Below are 17,905 nucleotides of genomic sequence, written 5' to 3'. Positions count from 1 at the left end.
CTCATCCCCGTCGCGTGGCAAGCTCCGCACCCTGGCGTAGCGCTTCGAGCAGGCTGCGTTCGTCGGCAATGCCCTTGCCGGCGATGTCGAAAGCCGTGCCGTGGTCGACCGAGGTACGGATTACGTCGAGGCCGACGGTCACGTTTACGCCCGCTTCAAGTCCCAGCACTTTGACCGGGCCGTGGCCTTGGTCGTGATACATCGCCACCACGAGATCAAAGTCGCCGCGGCCGGCGCGAAAGAACAGCGTGTCGGCGGGCAGCGGGCCAGTGACGTCGAGGCCGCGTTCCTGCAGCAGCTTCACCGCAGGGATGATTTTTTCTTCCTCTTCGCCATAACCGAACAAACCGTTTTCACCGGCATGGGGATTGATCCCGCACACGCCGATTCGCGGTTTGGCGATGCCGGCCTTGATCAGCGTGTCATTGCCGCGCTCGATGGTGCGCTGGACCAGCCCCGGTTCGATCTTGCGGATCGCATCGATGATGCCGATGTGGGTCGTGACGTGGATCACCCGCAGTTGCGGCGCGACCAGCATCATCGACACTTCATCGACGTTGGTCAGGTGCGCGAGCATTTCGGTGTGGCCGGGGTACTTGTGGCCGCCGGCGTGCAGCGCTTCCTTGTTCAGCGGCGCGGTGCAGATCGCATCAATCTGCTTGGCCTCGGCGAGTTGCACCGCGCGGGCGATGTATTGATAGGCGGCGTCACCGGCGATCGACGACAGTTCGCCGAACGGCAGGTCGTCGGGAATCAGGTCGAGATCGATGCAGTCAATGGTGCCGGCCTCGTACAAGGCCTGGGCGGCGGTCTCGATGCGGCGCACTTTGGCGCTGCCGCCGACGATGACGTTGGCCTGTTCGAGACGGCGGGCATCGCCGATCACCAGCGGCCGGCATTGTTGGTAGACGATGTCGTGAGTCAGGCTCTTGACGATGATCTCCGGGCCGACGCCGGTGGCGTCGCCCATGGTGATGCCGATGATGGGGAGGTAGTTGCTCATAGTGTTCATTCGAGTCCTTGGATTCGTGTGCGTTGGGGCGGGGAGCGATCGGCGCTGTCGCTCAGGTGTTGCCATGCCGCATACAAGGCGTTGTCGGTGCCGAACGCGCCGGCTTTGGTAACGATGCCGGGACGATGGCCCTGGCGGGAAACGGTCGGGCGGGCGAAGGCGACGCCGGCTTCGATTTCGGTCAGCAGTTGCAGACTGTCGATGCCGACGGTGGTCAATATGGCCCGGGCCGTCTCGCCGCCCGTGGCGATCAGGCCGCCGACCTTGGCGAAATGCGGCTCTACCAGCACGGCGAGCATGGTCGAGAGTTGCGCGCCCTCTTGGGGATCGAACGCTTCATCGCGACCGATGCGCAGCAGCAGGTCACTCCAGCCGTCCAGTTGCTCGCCGATGCGCGATTGCCAGAGTGCCCAATCGCCATGAGTTGTGCCTTGGCGAAGGACCTCGGGCGGGACGACCAATTCGCTGACGCCGCCACGTTCTTTGAGCAAAGCGCACTGTCGCTCGCAGACGCCGGAGAGGCTGCCGACGAGTATCAGAATCGGCGCCTGACTTTTTTCGAGGGCATCGGGTTCGATGGCCGTGAAACGTACTTCGGAGCTATCAGAAAGGCTGGCAGGAAGACTGGCGATTTCCCGCGCCAAGCCGCCCGAACCGATCCAGAACAGCGGCTGTTCCATCGAGGCGGTCAGGCGAGCGAGGGTCAGCAGGTCGTCTTCGGTTTGCGCATCGACGATCAACGCCTGCGTGCCATTGCCGACAATCTCAGCAATGTGCCGCTCGAGGGCTTTTTCGTTGCCACGCAAGGTGTCGAGGTCGAGCTTCGCGGTGCTCAGGCCAGCGGCAACGAGCATTGCTTCGACATCGGCCGGACGGTCGGCGTTTTCCAGTTTCCAGGTATCGGTGGTTTCCAGCGGCTGGCCGTTCACGAACACCCGACCGCCGCGCAACGTTCGCCCGGTGGCGGGGAACGCCGGGGCGACGATGGCCAGGCCGGCCAACGGTTGCAGGGCGGCGACTTCGGCCGCCATGTTGCCGCGCAGCGTCGAGTCGATTTTCTTGTACAGCCGCTGCCCGGGTTGATGCAGTGCCTTGAACGCGGCGACGGTACGCTCGGCGGCCTGCGCCGGCGAGAGGCGCCGAGTGTCCGTATCGGCGGCGATCACCTGAGCGTCGGCCTTGTCATTCAAGGGGTCGAGCGTGACGACCGTTTGCATCCCCACGCTCGCAAAGCCAATGGCGCAATCCGCCGCGCCCGACAGATCGTCTGCGATGATCAGAATCCTCATCGCAACGCCTCCTGCTTTTGAGGTTCGATCCCCGGCTCGGGTATGACGACCGGGTTGCGCTGCTGCACGCGTTTGGCGACGGCGGCGGTGAGCAGCGGCGCGAGAATCGCAGTGACTACGACGCAGGCGGCTACAAGAATGGTCGCGCTCTTGGCTGCTTCGGCATACACCGGATTGGCGGCTGCAATCAGTGCAGGGACAGCGGCGGCATTCCCGGCGGTGGTGGCTGCGGCAACACCCGCGACGCCCGTGCCACCGGTCAAGCGATCGGCGAAGAACAGCGGAATGCCGGTCAGAACGACCACCGCAACGCCCATGCCGAGACCCAACAAACCGGCCTGCCAAACGTTATGCAAATCCAGGCTGGCGCCGAGGGCCAGGGCGAAGAACGGGATCATCACCGGAACAGCCTTGGCCAGAAAGTCGCGCATGTCACGGTCGAGATTGCCCAACAGCATGCCGAGGGCCAGTGGCAGGATGCTGCCCACCAGCGTCGGCCAAGGGAACGCCGACAGGCCGGCGATTCCCAGGGTGACCATTGTCAGAAACGGTCCAGACTCCAGGGACATGACCGAGTAGGCGCCAACGTCTTCGGAGCGACCGTATTGACCCATCAGCGCCATGTACAGGCCGCCGTTGGTGTCGTTCATTGCGGCAACGACTGCCAATGTCGATATACCGGCGAAGAGGCCAGATGAAATCGGCTGCTCGCCCAGGAAATGCCCGAGCACAATGCCGATCAGCACGGCGATGCCGACTTTCGTGATGAGCAGCGTGCCGCCCTTCTTCAGCAGATAAGGTGTGGCCTTGATATTGATGCTCGCGCCCATGCAAACGTAGAACACCGCGAGGATGGGTAACGCCCCAGTGAACAGCGCATTGGTGAAGGAGCCGAAAAACTTTGGTGTGTCGGGAAGGAATGTAGCCACCAGCGAACCGATCAGCAGCGGGACAATCATCATGCCGCCAGGGATGCGTTCAATGGTGCGCTTGATAGGAATTTGGGCCACGAGGGTCTCCTTTTATAATTGTTTGGTAAGACGTTTATCACCTCGAAACTGACTGGATCGATCATTTGATGATTGAGCCAGTCAAAATTATCTTAGGTTATCGGCCTTATTTGCGCAAACCAATCATTCAAATGATCGTTTTGATCATTTGTGGAGGAAAAAAACCTCGGAATGACATGCCCTCGCTGGCACAACGCCCATTGAAAGCAATTTCCGCCGCAATGCAATTTTGTAGCAGCTGGCGAAGCCTGCGTCCGGCTGCGCAGCAGTCGTAAAACCTGAATTTGCCGTCTTCCTGAAACACCCATTGTCTGATTTTACGACTGCTGCGCAGCCGGACGCAGGCTGCGACAGCTGCTACCGATCGCGTTACGACCTAATTAACTGGCATTAGCCTCTCAGGCTGCTTTTTTATTGGCGAAAAAAAGCCCCGACCAGTCAGGGCTTTGCCTCCCGTTTCGCTTTCACCTCTGCATGTCCTCAATCGAGTCGAACTGCTGGCGAAATTCTCGTGCTTCTTTCGCATGAAAAAACCCCACAACGCAGTGAGTTTCAACAAAAAAAATGCCCAAACCTCCCGGTCCGAGCATTTTTTTGACCCTAATCACCCACCCCTCCCCAAAAAACCTCGACTCTATGTAAGCCTCCAGCCATCGGACGCAGCATCATTTCGCTACTAAACTCGGGACAAGCGTGTTCATGTGCAGGATTATAGCCAGCACGTATCGCCCAACCGGCGGCCAGGTACTCAACAATAGCCAGCCCACTTTAGAGGGCATTACCCAATGGATAGCAGAACCCTACGCAACCTGATGCGCATTGTTCAGACCGGCTCTTTGTCGGCGGCGGCAGAGCATTCCTGTTTAACGGTGCAGGCGTTGGCCGCGCAGTTGAACAAGGTCGAAGAACAGTTCGGTTTTAGGTTATTTCGTCGCTCCAACAAGGGATTGACCCTGACCACGCAAGGCACGGAGCTCACGCCTTACATGGACAAGGTGTTGGTTGCCACGCGGCAACTGGAAGAAAAAGTCGCGGCATTGAAGGTGCCTGGGCAGCGCACGCTCAAGGTGGCGCTGAACACGACGCTGTCGGCTGACTTCAATCGGCGAATGATCGGACGCCTGATTGAGGTGTTTCCCGACTATCAGCTGGAATTCAGCTACGCCGAGTCGATGGAAAACCTCAGCAAGTTGAAGAATGAGGACTTCGACCTGGCCGTGCTGATCGGTCCGCAGAAACCGGGGTTGCCCAGCATCATCCTGCCCGAGGTCCAGGTGCAGGTGGTGGGTGCGCATTGCGGTCAGGAACATGATCCGCTGGTGTTGCTCGGCAATAAGTTTCAGGTGCGTCCGGCGGACGATTGTCCGTATTCCCACAGCTTTTTGCGCTTTCTCGACGCCGGTCTGGGCAATTACGAGTCGGGCAAGCGGATGGTGTATTCGTGCAGCGAAACCCTGACGTTGTCGTTGATCACGCAGATGGACGGCCTCGGAATGGTCTCGCGGGATGCGGCCCAGCGGAATGGCCTGACGATTTTCCCCGGCTTCGAGGACGCCCTCGAAGTGCGGTTGGCGATCAATAATCCGGAGTTGTCGGGGCAGGCCTTGCACGATGTGGTCGACCTCCCGCTACATGAACGAGCCGAGCGCAATGTACGCAGCCGTTCCCATCGCAACGGAGAGAAAGAGGTTTTTGCTGAAATACGCACATAACAACGTCGGAATCGCGGCATAAAATTCCGGGCGATCGAGCTGCACGTGCTGATCCTTGATCAACAACGGCGTAAGGCTGATTGCAGCGACGATCGCCACCGGCAAGTATTCCAGCGCCCGGGCGACGAAGGGCGGCCAATGGTCAGTGTTCACTTGCAGCGGCAATGCACGCGGCAGGAAGGTCACGGCCATCATCAGCGCGACCACCAGGATCAGGAACGTTTGGTCAGGCATACGCCCACCCCGCAGCCCACGAATGTGGCGATGAAGACGTTGAAGGGCGAGCTGCCGACCAGGCTCAGCGCGCCCATGCAGGCGACGGCGGCCAGTGCGGCGATAAGTTTGTTACGCGTGTTGCACAGCGACACCAGCACGTAGAGCATCATCGCGGTCAGCGCATAGTCGAGCTGATACTGGATCAAGTGCGCCGCGTACTGCGCGCAAATCGCCCCCAGCAAACCGCCGAGCACCCACGAGGTGTGGCAATACAGATTGAAACCGATCAGGTAACGCACGTTGACTGGCGAGCCTTTGCCCAGTTTGACGCTGTGAAAGGCAAACGACTCATCGGTCAGCCCGCCCGCGTAACACCAGCGTTCCATTCGACTGAGACCCATCGCCTGCAACGCCTTGGCCATGTAGACCGACATCAGCATATGCCGTGCGTTGATCAGAAATGTGGTGAGGATGATGGTGGTGAGCGAAGCGCCGCTGGAAATCAGCGCCAGGGCAGCGAACTGCGAAGCGCCGGCATAAACGAACAGGCACATGGCGACCGGCAGCCACACGGGCAAACCGGCATTGACCGCCATCAAACCGAACACAAACGACACCGTGAAGTAACCCGCAACCACCGGGCTGGCTTCGGCGAAGGTGCGCGAAGCGTGCGGCTCGACCATCAGCGGCTGACTGCTGGACGTCTCATTCATAGGTCCCTCTCAAATGTTCTTTCGCCGCGCGGTTCGCAAAAACCCTGGGCACTCCAGAAGCGCTGGCCGGCAAGGTTAGCATCGTCGACAAACAGGAACATCCGCAGCACGCCCACACGTTTCATGTCTGAAGATGCCGCTTCAACCAGGCGTTGACCGACGCCCTGGCTGCGGTAATCCGGGCTCACTGCGAGGTGGTTGATCGTGCCGCGACTGCCGAGCATTCCGCCCAACACCGCGCCGACGATTTCGCCACTGACGTCCAGCGCGATAAACGCGGTGGTGGTCTTCTGCACCAGCACACCGCGCAGGCATTTGGCGTCCTGCCATTCACAGAAAGACACTTCATCGAATTGCCGAAAGAAGCGCTCCAGGCGCTGTGCATCCTTGGCTGTCGTACGCCTCAGCATCACCGGTGCAGGGCACTCGGCGAGGCTGATCACGGCGTTGTACTGTTCAGCGAACAATGTCGAAAGCGGTCCCGGGCCGCGAGAAAGAGATCGCCAGAATCTGCCGGTACGCCATGTCGTGAGAATGGGTATTGCGTGCCGGTGTCACGTAGTGACGCATGTCGCGATCGAGAAAGTAGGTGGTGTCGAGGATTTCTTGATAAGTCGTCGACGCCACTTGCTCTTGATTTTGAGCTTCGTACAAACGGCTCTCTGCCCCTTCAACGTTATTGCGTCCCCAGAAGTGCACGCCGCTGAACGGATAACCGTCGCAGTGAATACCTTCCGGGGTGATTTCCAGTTGTTTGCCAGGCTTGATCTCGATGCGGATCTGATGAATCTGGCACTGCCAGATTTCGTCGTGCAACTCAGGTGGCAAGACGTTTTTGTACACTTCGAAGTCGGTGTCGATCAGGCTGCGCATCACCGGCGAACTGATGATTTCATCAGAGAAGTCCTGGAAGTGCCGAACCATCCCGCCAACGTAACTGTTGTTCGCCTTGGACTGAACATACGCGCGGTGTTCCAGCTGCTTCAGGTCGCGCGTGACCGGGTTGTACTCGAAATCGCTGTAGCGACGATAGCGCATACCCGCCTCAGCCTGACCGTAGTAACTGTCTGGCTCCATGTTTTCCCAACTTCTGGTCAATCTGACGAAATCGTTGAAATGACCGAAAAGATTGAAGTCAGCACCCCGGACGTTGGCATATTTGTCACGCCGTAGAAACTCACCTACTTCTTTGTTCAAAACGATCATTTTCAAAATCTCCGTGCATTTAGCAGCCTAATCTAGAGAGCACAGGATTTACGTCCATGAGAAAGAATTTGAGGCATATCAAGCGCTACTTGAAACGGGGCAGGACGTTGCTTCAATTCGACTTTTCATGATCGAAAAAGGCCGTTTTATGCGTTTTTCGAAGGTTCTCAGGCGAAAAAAAACCCCGAGCCAGTCGGGGTTTTTTATCGAGTGTCGAACACTCAATCGATCATCAGAAGATGTTGATCGGGTAATCCACGAACACACGCACTTCGTTGCCGCTGACGTTGTACTCGCTGGATTTCTGCGAAACGCGCAGGATCGAGCTGCGCAGTTTCACGCTCAGGTCTTTGGCCGGGCCGGTTTGCACGACGTACTTGAACTGGTTGAAGATTTCACGCTCGGTGCCGCCTTCGCTGGTGGACGTGGTGATGTTGTCACCGCGCACGTAAGCGAAGTTGTAGCTCAGCCCCGGAATACCGAAGGTGCTGAAGTCCAGACCGTAGCCCAGCTGCCAGCTGCGCTCGTCTTCGGCGTTGAAGTCGGACCAGTAGGAGTTCGCCAGGTAGATGGTGTTGCCACCGTCGCCGACACGACCTTGACCCTTCTGATAGCCGCCGTAGGCGTAGCCCAGGTTGCTGTCGCCGGTGCTGCGCTGGTGAGCGAGAGTGAGCGAATGCGGGCCGGTGGCGAAGGTCGCTGCCAGGCTCCAGATCTTGTTGTCGTCGCCGGTGGCACCGGTTTGGCGGACGTAGGAATCGTCCAGCTTGGTGCGATAGCCGTTGAAGTCAAGGGTCAGGGACTGATCCTTGTCGATCGGGAACACGTAGTTGGCGTTCACGTATTGCTTCTTCAGCACGTCTTCAACGTCGGATGCGTACAGCGCAGCCTTGAATTGCTCGGTGAACTGATAGCTACCGCCCAACACGTTGATCGACTTCAGGCCACCACTGTCACGGCCTTCAGCGCTTTTGCGCGACTCGGCGGTGAAGCGACCGGCGTTCAGCTCCAGGCCTTTGATCTCCTTGGAGGTGATCAAGGTGCCGGTGTAGCTTTCTGGAAGCAGGCGCACGTTGTCGTAGCTCAGCACCGGCAGGGCCGGCATCTGGTCGCCGTAGGTCAGCGTGGTGCTGGAGAGACGGAATTTGACTGCTGCGCCGCCCTTGGACAGGTCGTCAGCCGCGTTACCGCTGTCGCCCTTTTTAAAGAAGTCGATGCCTTGTGCCCCGGTGCGACCCTTGCCGCCATCCAGACGCAGTGCGTACAGACCGAATGCATCCACACCGACACCGATGGTGCCTTGGGTGAAACCGGACGAGAAGGTACCAATGGCCGCTTGGCCCCATTCGGCTTTGTCCGGGTTGCCGTCTTTGTAATCACGATTGATGTAGGCGTTGCGCAGCAGCACTTTGAGGCTGCTGTCTTCAACAAATCCCTTGGATTCGGCCTGGTCGTTAGCCATGGCCTGTGTAGCGCTCAACATCCCCAGAGCGATCAGGCTGATTCGCTTATTCAACATTTTGTTCTTTTCCTTATTACCGGTTGATACGCGCTGTGTCGAACGGCTGAAACGGCGCTATCGCACTCTTTTTTCACCCCAAAACAAAAAGGCCCGCCCACGAGAAAAGTGGCGGGCCTTTTTATTATTTTGTTGAGTCATGGCGGTTAGCCACAGGCGTTGGGCGCGATCGTAGCCGCGCCCAGAAGCCTGTGTCAATTTGATGAATCGTCTATCCATAGGCGAAAAACATCTAAGCGGACTGAACAAGCCAGGACGCGAATGCCTCCGGCTTTCCAAGCCAAGGACTGATATCTACCACGGTGAACTGGCCATTTTGCTCCAACGCCAGGGTCGGAAAACCCTGACCACCGAAACGGGCCAGCAATGCGCGACTGTCCTTGATGTGACGATCAGTGTCGGTGTTTCTGAAGGCTGACGCGAAGGCATCAGATTCAAGAGCAATGTCTTTTGCCAGTCCAAATAAAACCGCTTCATCGGCAATGCGCCGCCCTTCCACGTAATGAGCGGTTTGCAAACGCCCCAGTAACTCAAGCCCACGGCCGGCGATGTGTTCGGCGGCCAACACCGCAGCGATGGGCGGGGCGGAATCGAACACTGCCGTTTCGTCGCGTAGCAAACCTTCGAAATACGCTTCGCCGAAGGGTTGGCCGGTGTATTCGGCGATGCGCCGGTCGTGGGGCATCACGTAGTTGCGCAGTTGTGGCGATACGGCTTGGCGGTTGGCGCCGCTCATCATGCCGCCACCGTGGATGATCACCGGCAACACGCCTTGAGCGGCTTGCACCAGCGGTTTGGCGCCGTAGCACCAGCCGCACAAAGGGTCGTAAATGTAATGAAGGATCATAGGGGGCCATCAGGAAAATTTGATGCCGGCAGACTAATCCTCGGACCGTTGCGGAAAAACGCTGGAATGGCTTTCAGTCTGTTTCATGAATCGGTCGAATGGCCTCGGCAAGCCTCTGTAGCAATCTCGACACAAATCGAAACAATCAAACAAAGGAACTTTTCAAGAATAATTAACGAAAGTAAATAACAAGCATTACCATTCGCACCCTCGAATTCTTCCACCCTTTCGGATGCGCTTCAGATGCCTGCCCCCTTCCGCCTTACGCCCGTCACCCTTGGGCTTTCTGCTTTTCTGTCTGCCGGTTTCACCTGCGCCGCGACCACCGTATTACCTGAAACCTCGATCAGTGCCGAAGCCGAAGCCGACGACCCGCGAGTGAAGGAAACCAGCACCGCAACCCGCACCGCGACACCGGTACGCTACGTGCCCCAAGCCATCGACTCGATTAAAACCTCGAATGTCTCGGATTACGGCACCAATGATCTGGGCACTGCGCTGAGCGGCATCCCCAACGTCAGCAGCGGTGCCGACACCCGTTTCGACAGCCTGCGCATTCGCGGTTTCGACGCCAGCAACGACTTCTACCTCGATGGCATTCGTGACGACAGCCAATACGTGCGCGACTTGCACAACATCGAGCGCATCGAAGTCCTCAAGGGCCCGGCGGCCGTTCTATATGGCCGTGGCAGCCAGGGCGGGATCGTCAACCGGGTCAGCAAACTGCCCGAGTTCGGCCGTCGTTCGACCATCGAAGCCCAGGGCGGCAGCGATGACTTGCGTAGCCTTTATGCCGACCTCAGCACCGATCCGTCCGAAAACATCAGCCTGCGCCTGAACATGGGCAACATGGATCAGAACAGCTTTCGTGATGGCGTCAGCGGCAACCGCCAACTGTTCGCGCCGTCGATGAACTGGCAACTGACGCCGGACCTGAACTGGCTGGTGCAGTACGAATACAGCCGATACAACCGCACGCCGGATCGCGGTATTCCTGGGGTGAACGGGCGCCCGGCAGACGTAGGACGCGATACGACCTACGGCAGCGAGCACGATTTCATCGACGACAAGTCGCAATCCCTGCGCTCGAAACTCAGCTATGAACTCAGCGACAACTGGCAGCTGCGGCACACCCTGGGCGTGTTCAAGCTCGACAGCGATTTCGACAACACGTACCTGACCGGTTACACCCCGGCCACCAACAAGGTCACGCGCCAGCATTGGCAGCAAGACCTGACCACCCGCAACGTGTACAACAACGTCGAACTGGAAGGCGGTTTCGACACCTTCGGTCTGGAGCATCGCCTGCTGACCGGCATCGAGATCGGCAGCCAGCGCCGCGACCCGACCTTGTACAACGCGGCCACTTCCGGGCCGGGCAGCTCACCGGTTCCGGCGCTGGACCTGTACAACCCGAATCGCGATCTGCGTCATACCGGGCGCATGCAGGTGTCCAGCGACAACCACACCGAAGTCGAAAGCCGTGCGGTGTACGTGCAGGATCAACTGCGCCTGAACGATCAATGGCAACTGCTGGCCGGTCTGCGCTACGACACCTTCGACATCGAATCGACCAACAAGCTGCGCAACATCTCCGAAGACCGTGACAGCCACAGCACCAGCCCGCGTGTAGGCCTGGTCTGGACGCCGCTGCAGAATCATTCCTTCTATGCCTCCTGGACCAAGACGTTCTCGCCAGTGGGCGGCGGCTTGATCGGCATCACGCCGGGCACTGCCGGTAACAGCAACGACTTGAGCCCGGAGCTGACCAAGCAGAAGGAAATCGGGGTGAAGAGCGACTGGCTCGACGACCGCCTGAGCACCACCCTGGCAATTTACGAACTGGAACTCTACAACCGCCGCACCAGCGATCCGCTCAACCCGACCATCACCTTGCTTTCGGGCCTGCAACGCTCCCGCGGGATCGAGCTGACCGGCACCGGCAAAATCGCTGGCAACTGGTATGTGCGCGGTGGCGTGGGCGTGCAGGACGCGACGGTCGAGAAGGACAACAACGGCTTTGAAGGCAAACGCATCAGCAACGTTGCCAAGCACAACGGCAGTCTGTTCCTGACCTGGAAGCCGGAGATGGGCTGGTATGCGGAAACCGGGTTGACCCTGGTAGGTCAGCGTTATGCCGATAACCTCAACACCGTTGTGCTGCCAGGTTATGGCCGTTGGGATGCACTGGCCGGGTTCCGGCAGAAGGATTGGGACTTGCGCGCAGCGCTGAACAACATCAGCGACAAGACCTATTACTCGTCGGCCACCAGCGCCGCGCAGATTCAACCCGGCGAACCGCGTAGCCTGGTGGTGACCGGAACCTACAGCTTCTAAACACTGCTGATGTGTTCACACCAATCACCTGTAGGAGCGAGCCTGCTCGCGATGGCGGCGGGTCAGTCAACTTTAATGTGACTGCCAGGCCGCCATCGCGAGCAGGCTCGCTCCTACAATGGTCGGGGTGTAGCTTACAAATCCATCGCCCATAAAAAAGCGCCGCCCTCCCGGCAGCGCTTTTATCAATCCTTTGTTTTTTCTTCTTATCCTTCCATCACATCCCACAACGCTTCCAGTTCCGCCTCGCTGAATAAACCAGCGGGGTAACGCTCGATCATCATCCGGCGCGGATCAGGTTCTCTGATCTGACGCGTTCCATTGGACTTCAACCAGTGCGCAAGAACCTGGAGCGATTCGCTATTGACTGCCAGGGGATGCAATGCCCGCTCGCTCACTACGTTCACTTCCGCGTTCATTTCGGCGCTCTCTCCCGGTTTGTGAGCGGCTAACTTATCCAAGGTTTATGACAGAACATCGAAGTCCTCCCCCTCCCTGTTTCACCCCATACCAGATACAAGAGCTGTGCCAATATTTCTCAAGTGTCGACAAGCGGATACAAAGAAGCCCGCAGTCCTTTCGGGCTGCGGGCTTCTTGATGAACGGCGGGGCGAAATCTTTGCCTCAGTGGTTTTTCAACCGGTTCAGGCTGTTACAACCCCACTCACTCCTTGTGCGGCGCCGGCTGTTGTTGGGTAAGGCAGTGGATATTGCCGCCCCCCAGTAACAGTTCGCGGCCCGGCACCATCACCACTTCGTGCTGCGGGAACAGTGCCTGCAAAATCTCTTTCGCCGGACCGTCCAGCGGATCGTCGAAACTGGGCGCGATAATCCCGCCGTTGACGATCAGGAAGTTCACGTAGGAACCGGCCAGACGGACGGTCGGATTACGTTCCTGAGTCCCGTCCACCGGATCCACGCCAGCGCACTCTTCCTCGGTCGCATACAACGGCCCCGGGATCGGCATCTTGTGGACCGTGAATGGGCGACCTTTGGCATCGGTGCTGCTTTCCAGAACTTTGATTGCCGCCTGGCAGCGCGGGTAGTTCGGGTCCTGCGGATCATCGGTCCAGGCCAGCAAAACTTCACCCGGACGCACATAGCAGCAGAAGTTATCCACATGGCCATCGGTTTCGTCGTTGAACAGACCGTCCGGCAGCCAGATGATTTTATCCACCGCCAGATGGGCGCTGAGCACCGCTTCGATGTCTGCACGGTTAAGGTGCGGGTTGCGATTGCGGTTGAGCAGGCATTCTTCGGTGGTGATCAGGGTGCCTTCGCCATCGACGTGAATCGAACCGCCCTCGAGCACAAAACCCTCGGTGCGGTAGCGTTGGCTGCGCTCGATCTCGAGGATCTTGCCGCCCACCTGCGAATCGCGGTTCCACGGCGAGTACAAACCGCCATCGAAACCGCCCCACGAGTTGAAGTCCCAGTTCACACCACGGACTTCGCCACTGTTATTGATGACGAATGTCGGGCCGGTGTCGCGAACCCAAGCGTCGTCGCTGGACATTTCGACCACACGAATATTCGGCACGTCGAGGCGGGCACGGGCGTTTTCGTATTGGCCGGCGGAGACCGCCACGGTCACCGGTTCGAAACGGGCGATGGCTTTGGCCACGGCCACGTGCGCGGCTTGTGCGGGTTTGCCGCCCAGGCGCCAGTTGTCCGGGCGCTCGGGCCAGATCATCCAGGTCTGGGTTTGTGGCGCCCACTCGGCGGGCATGTAGAAGCCGTCGGCGCGCGGGGTGCTGTTTAAAGTGGTCATGCGATCAGGACTCCAGGGAACCGTCGAGGGTTTTGATCGCATTGTATAGGTTCGGGCGACGATCACGGAACGAACCCCACGCACTGCGAATGTTCTCCAGTTCGTCGAGGTCGAAGCTGTGAACCAGCACGCCTTCTTCGGTCTTGTCGAGTTCCTGGACCTTCTCACCGAACTGGTTGGCAATGAACGATGAGCCATAGAACGTGATGTCGTAGCCGTCCTGTTCTTCATTGCCGATGCGGTTGCTGGCGATCACTGGCATCAGGTTGGCGCCGGCATGGCCCTGTTGCACGCGCTGCCAGTGGTCACGGGAGGAAATGGTTTTGTCGTGCGGCTCGCTGCCGATGGCGGTCGGGTAGAACAGGATTTCCGCTCCGAGTAGCGCCATGCTGCGGGCGCACTCCGGGAACCACTGGTCCCAGCAGATGCCCACGCCGATTTTCGCGTACCGGGTGTTCCAGACTTTGAAACCGGTATCGCCCGGGTTGAAGTAATACTTTTCGTGGTAACCCGGGCCGTCCGGGATGTGGCTTTTACGATAAATCCCGAGGTTGCTGCCATCGGCATCGATGATCGCGATGCTGTTGAAACGCGCACGACCGGCCAGTTCGTAGAAGCTGATTGGCAGGACCACTTGCAGTTCTTTGGCGACTTTCTGGAAATGCTTGATGGCGACGTTGTCTTCGACCGTCGTGGCCAGTTGCAGGTAATCCGGGTTCGGTTTCTGGCAGAAGTACGGCGCCTCGAACAGTTCCTGGATCAGGATGATCTGTGCGCCTTTGGCTGCAGCCTCACGGACCAGTTTCTCTGCGGTCTCGAGGTTGGCTTCAAGGTCCCAGGAACAGGCCATCTGGGTGGCGGCGACGGTAACGATACGGCTCATGAATCATCTCCGGGCAAGTGCTGTGGGTCGAGCGTGGGATCGACCGATGACAGAAACGGGAAGCACGGGCGCGATGAATCACGCCGTGGGCAGTGGCGACTTTATAGCCGATAAAAATCGGCTTTAGAAGCGATTAATCTTCCACCTGTCTATTTTTACGCACTTAAAACCGATAATAATCGATGTTTTGTCGGTATTCATGATGCCCCTTTCGCGGGCAAGCCCGCTCCCACAGATTTCGTGTCGTACGCGAACCCTGCGTATGACGCGGACCTGTGGGAGCGTGGCTTGCCCGCGAAGGCGATCTCAAGCCTTACAACCCTTCATCCAACACCTTCGCCAGCATGTCGACAAAGAAATCCACACTCCGGCGCGAGGTCACCATCGGCGGTTTGATCTTGAGCACGTTCAGATAATCCCCCGTCGGCTGCATGAAAATCCCCAACTCGCGCAACCGGTCACACAGCGCCGTGGTTTCCTCGGTCGCCGGCTCCAGGGTTTCACGGTCGCGAATCAATTCGACCCCCAGATAGAAGCCGGAACCATGCACCGCGCCCACCAACGGATGAATATCGATCAGCGCTTCAAGCCGCTCCTTGAAATACCCACCCACCACCTGAGCGTTTTCCCAGAGCTTTTCTTCCTCCATCACATCCAGCACCGCCATGCCGATCTGGCAACTGACAGGACTGCCACCCGCCGACGAGAAGAAGTAACCCTCGGCTTCCAGCGCTTCGGCGATTTCCCGACGGGTGATGACCGCACCCAACGGCTGGCCGTTGCCCATGCCCTTGGCCATGGTGATGATGTCCGGCACCACGCCCTGCTCTTCGAAGCCCCAGAAGAAGTGACCCATGCGCCCGTAGCCGACCTGCACTTCGTCAGCGATACACACACCGCCCTGCGCGCGAACCAGCGCATAAACCTGTTTCAGATAACCCGGTGGCAGCGAGATCCCGCCGGCATTGCCGTACACCGGCTCGCAGATGAAACCGGCCAACTGGCGTTTCTGCTCAGCGATTTTCGCCAGGTTGTGTTCGACGCTGCGCACGTAGTCCGGCGCGCTGCCCGGGCCACGGAATTCGCCGCGATAGGTATTCGGCGCGATCACCGGATGCACCCAATCCGGGCGGCTGCTCAAGGCTTTCGGGTTATCGGCAATCGAGGTCGAGACCGCGTCCGCGCCCACCGTCCAGCCGTGATAAGCCTCCAGCACGCTGAGCATGTCGCGACCGCCGCTGTAGGCCCATGCCAGGCGGATCGCCAAGTCATTGGCCTCGCTGCCGCTGTTGACCAGAAACACCCGGTCCATGCCTTCCGGCGACAACTTCAGCAAGCGTTCGGAAAACTCGGCCACCGCGGCGTAGTTGAAGCGCGAGTTGGTATTGAGCAACGACCACTGGCGGCTGGCCACCGCCGCCATGCGCGGATGCCCGTGACCAAGCACTGCGACATTGTTGAGCATGTCGAGGTAGGAGCGGCCCTGCATGTCGATCAGGTGATTGCGCCAGCCGCGCTCGATGCGTGGCGGATCGACGTAATAGTGCTTCTGCGTGCGCGCGAAACTGGCATCGCGGCGCGCCAGCAACGTCTGCGAATCGAGCTCCTCTTCGGCGTCACAAGCCAGCCCCAGCAACGCCGCCGGTGAAGGACACAACGCTTGCCAGGCCGCAGCGCGAGACGGCGTGCAAAACAAAGGCGCATCGAACGAAGTGCCTCGGCACAACTGCACAATCAACGGCCCGCTGACCGCCCCCAGCACCTGACCTTTGACCAGCGCCGCGCCGGTGTGCAGCGACGGCGTCATGCCCCACAACCGCACGCTCAGTTGCGGGCCGTCCAGTTGCAGCACACCCGCCGCCGGCTGATGCACCACGCCGGCAAACGGCGACTCGACCGCTGTGCCGTGCGGCACGCGCAACTCCACGTGCAACGGGCAAGTGTCGGGTTCGCCTGAGCTATCTGGACGAGTACGGGACAGCCGGTATTGACCGTAACGACTGGCCGCCAATCCGTGAGCCGCTGCGGCCTCAGTCAGCAAACGCTGATCAATCCCCTCTTGCTCCCAGTTACCCGCCTCAAAATGCGGGCTCAGCACGCCCAGATCGATCAAGGCAAAATCACGCCCCACCAGGCTCGGCAGCAACGGCGCGAAACCTTCGCTGCCAATGCTCGGCAGCGTCTGGCCGACCGACGTCAGGATCGCCGCTTCCATCAATTCCAGCGGCAGCGACGTGGCCACGCGGAAAATCTCCCACTCGTGGGTCAGGTTGTCGCGGCTGTAATCATTGCCCGGATCGATGCTGACTTGCTGTTCGCCACTGAGCACCAGCACCGCCGCGCGCGCGACGATCATCGGCCACAGCGCCAGCAGTTCTTCATGGGTTAGCGGATTGATGGCGTGATAAGCCTGGACCGCCGGCAAGATATAAAAAGGGTCGCCATCGGCGTGATGCAGCAAGGCCGCGCAGGTGACCGACAGATCGGTAATGCGCCAGGTACGGATCAGGTCGCCGAAATCGATCACGCCCTGCAACTGCCATTGGCGTTGCGAGTCGCGCTGCCAGACCACGTTGTCGTCCGTGATGTCCATGTGAATTGCCTGCACCGGCAGCTTGTCCACCAGCGGCTGCAAATGGCGCTCGGCCCGCTCCGCCGCCTCGGCGATCAATTTGCGTTGCGCATCATCCTTGATCACCGGCAGCAAATGGCCAATCAGCGCGCTGGCGTGGCGGGCGTCCCACTGCAGCGTGCGCTCAAGGCCCGGATGCTCGAAAGCGGCCAACGCCAGGTCCATTTCGCCGCAGAGCCGACCGAAACCAGCCACCACCGAACCGGGCAAATGATCGAGGTGCGTCAGCGACTGGCCTTCGATGTAATCGAGCAAGCGCACATGTACGGCCTGACCACCGACTTCCAGCGTGAGCAGGTCTGCACCGCTCAGGGAGGGAATCACTCGCGGCACTTGCACGCCGGAGTGTTCACCCAACTGCTTGAGCCCGGCATGCTGGGCTTGCAGCTCCAGCGCCGAATAGTCGCCACGGCAGATTTTCAGGACGAAACGCCCCCGGCCGCTGTCGACCCGAAAGTTGAGGTCCTGCTGACTACCGAGAGCCTGCAACCTGCCGCTCAACCCGTAATGCCCCTCCAGCAGCTCTAGCGCTTGCTCCGCAGAGACTTGCGGGCTGGGCAAACTGGCGCGGTGAATCAACGTGGCGAGCGGCATACAACGACCCCTGAAATTTTATTAGGCGCTTATATCGCCACTGCATCGGTCGATAATCAACCCCCGACGGCGCGGCAAATGCCAAATACGACCGACAACCCTCTTGCACCGCCCTGCTCCTGCCGACAAGCTATGCTCATTCGCTTTATCGTCTTACAGAAAAA

At 59.3% G+C, this 17,905-nt stretch carries 16 protein-coding genes; 3 read left to right on the top strand and 13 right to left on the bottom strand.

Annotated features, from left to right (window positions below; all coding sequences use genetic code 11):
- Window position 1 precedes the first annotated feature (1 nt).
- Genes pdxA through ACIQV9_RS18910 form a run of 3 tightly spaced genes read right to left on the bottom strand, consistent with a single transcriptional unit; the run spans window position 2 to window position 3,311 of the window.
- Window positions 2–1,003: a 4-hydroxythreonine-4-phosphate dehydrogenase PdxA gene (gene pdxA, locus ACIQV9_RS18920; RefSeq protein ID WP_403104425.1), complete on the bottom strand. Its 1,002-nt coding sequence runs from the start codon at window positions 1,001–1,003 to the stop codon at window positions 2–4.
- Window positions 1,004–1,008: 5 nt separating this feature from the next.
- Window positions 1,009–2,301, bottom strand: a complete 1,293-nt coding sequence (locus ACIQV9_RS18915) for a four-carbon acid sugar kinase family protein (protein ID WP_403104424.1) — start codon at window positions 2,299–2,301, stop codon at window positions 1,009–1,011.
- The gene (locus ACIQV9_RS18910; protein WP_077747522.1) at window positions 2,298–3,311 is read right to left on the bottom strand and encodes a 2-keto-3-deoxygluconate permease; all 1,014 of its coding nucleotides are present in this window, start codon (window positions 3,309–3,311) and stop codon (window positions 2,298–2,300) included. The genes ACIQV9_RS18915 and ACIQV9_RS18910 overlap by 4 nt, the downstream gene beginning before the upstream one ends.
- A 68-nt stretch (window positions 3,312–3,379) precedes the next feature.
- Between ACIQV9_RS18910 and ACIQV9_RS18905 the strand changes: the two genes are divergently transcribed.
- Window positions 3,380–3,586 carry a hypothetical protein gene (locus ACIQV9_RS18905; protein ID WP_403104421.1) on the top strand — a complete coding sequence of 69 codons (207 nt, stop codon included), beginning with the start codon at window positions 3,380–3,382 and terminating at the stop codon, window positions 3,584–3,586.
- A gap of 510 nt (window positions 3,587–4,096) precedes the next feature.
- Complete coding sequence (locus tag ACIQV9_RS18900; protein WP_042932449.1) at window positions 4,097–5,023, top strand: LysR family transcriptional regulator; 927 nt, start codon at window positions 4,097–4,099, stop codon at window positions 5,021–5,023.
- Here the strand turns inward: ACIQV9_RS18900 and ACIQV9_RS18895 are convergent.
- The 6 genes from ACIQV9_RS18895 to ACIQV9_RS18870 form a co-directional block, all read right to left on the bottom strand.
- Complete coding sequence (locus tag ACIQV9_RS18895) at window positions 4,940–5,257, bottom strand: AzlD domain-containing protein (protein WP_403104418.1); 318 nt, start codon at window positions 5,255–5,257, stop codon at window positions 4,940–4,942. The genes ACIQV9_RS18900 and ACIQV9_RS18895 overlap by 84 nt on opposite strands.
- Entirely contained in the window at window positions 5,236–5,952 is a 717-nt protein-coding gene (locus ACIQV9_RS18890) for an AzlC family ABC transporter permease (RefSeq protein WP_403104416.1), read from the bottom strand. Before ACIQV9_RS18890 ends, ACIQV9_RS18895 begins: the two co-directional genes overlap by 22 nt.
- Complete coding sequence (locus tag ACIQV9_RS18885) at window positions 5,949–6,362, bottom strand: GNAT family N-acetyltransferase (RefSeq protein ID WP_403104506.1); 414 nt, start codon at window positions 6,360–6,362, stop codon at window positions 5,949–5,951. The genes ACIQV9_RS18890 and ACIQV9_RS18885 overlap by 4 nt, the downstream gene beginning before the upstream one ends.
- Before the next feature lie 46 nt (window positions 6,363–6,408).
- On the bottom strand, window positions 6,409–7,158 hold the full coding sequence (locus ACIQV9_RS18880; protein WP_403104414.1) for a 2OG-Fe dioxygenase family protein: 750 nt from the start codon (window positions 7,156–7,158) through the stop codon (window positions 6,409–6,411).
- A gap of 232 nt (window positions 7,159–7,390) precedes the next feature.
- A complete protein-coding gene (locus ACIQV9_RS18875) occupies window positions 7,391–8,677 on the bottom strand; it encodes an OprD family porin (protein WP_403104413.1) in 1,287 nt (428 codons plus the stop codon).
- A gap of 232 nt (window positions 8,678–8,909) precedes the next feature.
- Window positions 8,910–9,524 (bottom strand): DsbA family protein, encoded by a 615-nt coding sequence (locus ACIQV9_RS18870; RefSeq protein ID WP_403104411.1) that lies wholly within the window; start codon window positions 9,522–9,524, stop codon window positions 8,910–8,912.
- A gap of 243 nt (window positions 9,525–9,767) precedes the next feature.
- Between ACIQV9_RS18870 and ACIQV9_RS18865 the strand changes: the two genes are divergently transcribed.
- On the top strand, window positions 9,768–11,861 hold the full coding sequence (locus tag ACIQV9_RS18865; protein ID WP_403104409.1) for a TonB-dependent receptor: 2,094 nt from the start codon (window positions 9,768–9,770) through the stop codon (window positions 11,859–11,861).
- Window positions 11,862–12,067: 206 nt separating this feature from the next.
- Here the strand turns inward: ACIQV9_RS18865 and ACIQV9_RS18860 are convergent, their stop codons facing one another.
- The 4 genes from ACIQV9_RS18860 to ACIQV9_RS18845 all read right to left on the bottom strand — a co-directional run bounded on the left by ACIQV9_RS18860 (window position 12,068) and on the right by ACIQV9_RS18845 (window position 17,741).
- A complete protein-coding gene (locus ACIQV9_RS18860) occupies window positions 12,068–12,280 on the bottom strand; it encodes a hypothetical protein (protein ID WP_094469623.1) in 213 nt (70 codons plus the stop codon).
- A 245-nt stretch (window positions 12,281–12,525) separates the two neighbouring features.
- A complete protein-coding gene (gene aguA, locus ACIQV9_RS18855) occupies window positions 12,526–13,632 on the bottom strand; it encodes an agmatine deiminase (RefSeq protein WP_403104407.1) in 1,107 nt (368 codons plus the stop codon).
- Between the two features lie 4 nt (window positions 13,633–13,636).
- A complete protein-coding gene (aguB, locus tag ACIQV9_RS18850) occupies window positions 13,637–14,515 on the bottom strand; it encodes an N-carbamoylputrescine amidase (RefSeq protein ID WP_403104405.1) in 879 nt (292 codons plus the stop codon).
- A 313-nt stretch (window positions 14,516–14,828) separates the two neighbouring features.
- A complete protein-coding gene (locus ACIQV9_RS18845; RefSeq protein ID WP_403104403.1) occupies window positions 14,829–17,741 on the bottom strand; it encodes an aminotransferase in 2,913 nt (970 codons plus the stop codon).
- Between the last annotated feature and the right edge of the window lie 164 nt (window positions 17,742–17,905).

Origin of the sequence: Pseudomonas sp. NPDC099000 (assembly GCF_044759925.1) — a bacterium.
Lineage (GTDB): Bacteria > Pseudomonadota > Gammaproteobacteria > Pseudomonadales > Pseudomonadaceae > Aquipseudomonas.
This window is presented reverse-complemented; position numbering and strand designations above follow the sequence as displayed.